Source organism: Methylobacterium sp. WL18, from assembly GCF_008040015.1.
In the GTDB taxonomy this organism is placed as follows: Bacteria; Pseudomonadota; Alphaproteobacteria; order Rhizobiales; family Beijerinckiaceae; genus Methylobacterium; species Methylobacterium mesophilicum.
On the sequence record NZ_VRVD01000478.1, the window covers coordinates 1 to 3,634 of the forward strand.

Consider the following 3,634-nt stretch of genomic DNA (forward strand, 5'->3'; position numbering starts at 1 on the left):
GGGGTCCGGAGAACAGGCCGCCGGAGCCGGCCTCCCAGACCGAGACCGAGACCATGTCGCCGATGCCGATCACCGGCTCGGTGGAGGGGCGGTGGTCGCCGAAGGAGGCGAGCAGGCTGTCGAGGGGCCGGCCGCGCAGGGCCTCGATCACGGATGGGGTGACGTCGATGATCTCGTAGCGGGCGAGCGTGCCGCCGTCGGCGGTGGCGACTTCCGCGCCGGCCTGGATCGCGCTCGCCGTCGGACCCGCCGCGGGCAGGTACGAGCAGCCCGACATCGCCGTCGCGGCGAGCAGAGCGAGGGAAAGTTTGCGCATCCAGATGTTGCCCATCGGTTTTGCCGAGCCCGTGCCTAGCCCATAGCGGCCGGGGTGTCCGTAGCGGGTGGGCCACACTGCGCCCGCGACGGCCGAGCGAGCGGTTTCATCCTCACTAAGCACAGCTTTTTCGGGGCACGCCGACGAAAACTTTACGGCCGGAGCCGGAACGGCGCCCCTCAATTGGCTTGGCTCACCGTCGTGCTGATGCGCTCGTAGATCGGGGTCATCCGGGAGCCGTAGTATCGGATACTGCCGGCCGCGACGATGAAGATCAGCGCGCCGATCAGGGCGTATTCCATCGCGGTGGAACCGCTGGCGTCCGGGGCGAAGCGCGGCAGCGCCCGCCGGGCGAGGTCGCGCCCACGGATGCGGGATCGTCCGGAAGCCGCCTTCGATCCCTCGCAGCTCGGCTCCGCCATCCGTGACTCCGACTTCCCGTGCGCCCGGATCCGCACCCGATCGTATCGCGATCGGGCTCGTCTCCCGGCCCCTGGTTCAACACGCTCGCGCACGCATAAACCGGTATCCACGCCAACGATGAGCGCTCTCGCCGCCCGGCGCGATGGAAACGTCTAACCGGAGTCCCATTGCCGCCGGCTTAATAGTGTCTTCGAAACATCGCCTTCGCGACGTGGATCCGAACGACGAAAGGCCGGCGCCCGTGAAGGCGCCGACCTTTCGACATGTCCGATGACGCGGCCCGGACCCGTCCAGGGCGCGTCGTGCCGGGGTCGCTCAGGCGTGGCCGGCCTTGTGGCGCAGGTCGTCGATCCGCTTGGACGCCTCGGCCTTGTCGATGTCCGAGTCGAAGGCCTCCGGCTCCTTGGCCTCTTCCGACAAGGTCTTGAGGTACGAAGCCTGCGCCCCGGTCATCGGCTCGCCGCCGGTGGTCCACTGATCCGGATCCTTGATCTGGTTCGAGACGTCCTTCGGATCGGTCTTCGGGTTGTCCTGGGTCGCGTCGTGCTTGTCGGCTGCCTTGGCCATGGGACCCTCGTTCCTGAAATGTTCTGTCGTCGCCGGGGAGAACGTGCCGCCCCAGCGGGGGTTCCACGGGTTGTCGGCGCATCGCCTGCTGTTCCCCAGGAACCTTTCCTTCCCGGCCGCCGAGCCTATTGATGAACCCCATGGCGCAGCGTGGCGCCCCGGAGCGGCGTGGTCCGGATGAGCGCGGGTGGGCGGATGCAGAACGAAGCCGGAGCGGCCGCGCGGGCGGCGCAGGTCCTCGTGGTCATGGGCGTCTCGGGCTCGGGCAAGAGCACCGTCGGCGCGCTGATCGCCGAGCGGCTCGGCTGGATCTTCGTGGACGGCGACAGCTTCCACACCCCCGAGCACGTGGCCAAGATGCATGCGGGCCACGCGCTGGACGACGAGGACCGCGCGCCCTGGCTCGCCCGGATCGCGGTCTGGATCCAGCATCGGCTGGAGGCCGGCGAATCCGGCGTGGTGGTCTGCTCGGCCCTGCGCCGGGCGTACCGGGACGTGCTCACCCGCGGGAGCCGGCGCGTCCGCATCGTCTACCTGGACGGCGACAGGGCCCTGGTGTCCCGGCGCCTCGCCGAGCGCCACGGCCACTTCATGTCGCCCCGGTTGCTGGACAGCCAGTTCGCCACCCTGGAGATCCCCGGCCCCGACGAGCACCCGGTCATCGTGGGGATCGACGCGCCGCCGGAGGCCGTCGCCGACCGCGTCGTGGCGCAGCTCGCCGCGGAATCCCCCCTCCCCGCCGGGAGGACCTGAGCGATGGCGACGAAGGCGACCTGCATCGCCCTGGTGATCTCCGATGTCGACGGCACGCTGGTGACCGACGACAAGCAGCTCGCCGCCTCGACGGTCGCGGCGGTGAAGCGCCTGCGCGCGGCCGGGATCGGCTTCAGCATCGCGTCGGCCCGGCCGCCGCTGGGCCTTCGCGGCCTCGTCGACGCCCTCGGCCTCGACCTGCCGATGGGGGCGTTCAACGGCGCCAGCGTGGTCCGGCCCGATCTCTCGACCATCGAGGAGCGGCTGATCCCGGAAGCGGCCGCGCGGGCGGCGCTGGAGTGCCTTCAGGCCGAGGATCTCGACGTCTGGGTCTTCGCCGCGGGGGCCTGGTGCCTGCGCGACCCGGAGGGCCCCTACGCGGATCTCGAACGCCGGACGATCGACGCCGAGCCGCGCGTGGTGGCCGATCTCGGCAGCCTGATGGGGGCGGCCTCGAAGATCGTCGGGGTCAGCCGGGACCACGCGCACCTGGCCGATTGCGAGGCCCGGATCGGGACCGCGCTGGCCGGCCGCGCCACCGTGCACCGCTCGCAGGCCTATTATCTCGACGTGACGCCGCCCGGGCTCGACAAGGGGCAGTTCGTGGCCTGGATGAGCGCGCATCTGCGCATCCCGCCCGAGCGGATCGCGACCTTCGGGGATGCCGGGAACGACCGGCCGATGTTCGCCCGCAGCGGATTCTCGGTGGCGATGGGCAATGCCGAGCCGGGCGTGAAGGCGGCTGCCAGCGCCGTGACGGACGGCAACGGCGCGGACGGCTTCGCCCACGGGGTCGCGCGCTTCATCCTGCCCTGAGCGTCCAGGCCCACACGCTGTGGATAACCGGGATGGTTAACCGACGGCGCCGCCCTGTGGCGGACAAGGCACAGGAGCGCCCGACACCCCGCTCGCCCACAGGCTGCCGGATCCGGGCCCCTTTCCGGCCTCATTTCCCCGCGACCTAGCTTGACCACAGTAGAAGCAGGACCGGGTCTCGGAATGCATCGCCTCTTCCTGGCTGCCGCTCTCGCGGTCGTGCCCGTCGCCGCCTTCGGGCAGGGCGCGCGCGACAACATCGATGCGCTGATCGAGCAGCAGGCCAAGGCAAACGGCGTCCCGGCGAGCTTCGTCCACGCGGTGGTCAAGCGCGAGAGCAACTACAACCCGAAGGCCAAGGGCGGCAGCGCCCTCGGGCTGATGCAGATCAAGCACGCGACGGCGCGCAGCCTCGGATACACCGGCGACGCGGCCGGCCTGTACGATCCGGCGACCAACCTGCGCTACGGCGTCGCCTACCTGGCGGGCGCCTACCGCACCGCCCAGGGCAACGTCAGCCAAGCCTACCAGTACTACAACCGCGGCTATTACTACGCGGCCAAGCGCCAGGGCATCTCCAGCGAGGTCGCCTCGGTGGTGGCCCCCGTGGCGGCCTCGGCCAGCGCGTTGGCGAGCCTGTTCGGCGGCGGCGTCACGGATTCCGGCGCCGCCTCCGGGGCCCTGGCCTACGCACCCACCGCCGCCACGGTGGCGGCGGTGCCGAGCGAGACGGTCGAGGTCCCGCTCCCGCCCCGGCGT

General features: G+C 71.0%; 5 protein-coding genes and 1 pseudogene. 3 read left to right on the top strand and 3 right to left on the bottom strand.

Features of this window, described 5'->3' with window-relative positions; translation table 11 throughout:
• From FV228_RS23260 to FV228_RS23270, 3 genes and pseudogenes are all read right to left on the bottom strand, one after another.
• Positions 1 to 316: pseudogene (locus FV228_RS23260) on the bottom strand (sugar transporter); the annotation flags it as partial.
• A gap of 179 nt (positions 317 to 495) precedes the next feature.
• Positions 496 to 738, bottom strand: a complete 243-nt coding sequence (locus FV228_RS23265) for a hypothetical protein (protein WP_147856751.1) — start codon at positions 736 to 738, stop codon at positions 496 to 498.
• 316 nt (positions 739 to 1,054) lie between these two features.
• A complete protein-coding gene (locus FV228_RS23270) occupies positions 1,055 to 1,306 on the bottom strand; it encodes a DUF3072 domain-containing protein (RefSeq protein ID WP_147856752.1) in 252 nt (83 codons plus the stop codon).
• Between the two features lie 195 nt (positions 1,307 to 1,501).
• Between FV228_RS23270 and FV228_RS23275 the strand changes: the two genes are divergently transcribed.
• The 3 genes from FV228_RS23275 to FV228_RS23285 all read left to right on the top strand — a co-directional run.
• The gene (locus tag FV228_RS23275) at positions 1,502 to 2,059 is read left to right on the top strand and encodes a gluconokinase (protein WP_147856753.1); all 558 of its coding nucleotides are present in this window, start codon (positions 1,502 to 1,504) and stop codon (positions 2,057 to 2,059) included.
• Positions 2,060 to 2,062: 3 nt separating this feature from the next.
• Positions 2,063 to 2,875, top strand: a complete 813-nt coding sequence (locus tag FV228_RS23280) for a Cof-type HAD-IIB family hydrolase (protein WP_147856754.1) — start codon at positions 2,063 to 2,065, stop codon at positions 2,873 to 2,875.
• 183 nt (positions 2,876 to 3,058) lie between these two features.
• A partial coding sequence (locus tag FV228_RS23285) for a transglycosylase SLT domain-containing protein (protein WP_147856755.1) occupies positions 3,059 to 3,634 on the top strand: 576 nt, incomplete at its 3' end.

Excerpts from the sequence above, each read along its gene's own strand:
- FV228_RS23280 (WP_147856754.1), top strand. The coding sequence starts at position 2,063 with ATGGCGACGAAGGCGACCTGCATCGCCCTGGTGATCTCCGATGTCGAC.
- FV228_RS23265 (WP_147856751.1), bottom strand. The coding sequence starts at position 738 with ATGGCGGAGCCGAGCTGCGAGGGATCGAAGGCGGCTTCCGGACGATCC.
- FV228_RS23275 (WP_147856753.1), top strand. The coding sequence starts at position 1,502 with ATGCAGAACGAAGCCGGAGCGGCCGCGCGGGCGGCGCAGGTCCTCGTG.
- FV228_RS23270 (WP_147856752.1), bottom strand. The coding sequence starts at position 1,306 with ATGGCCAAGGCAGCCGACAAGCACGACGCGACCCAGGACAACCCGAAG.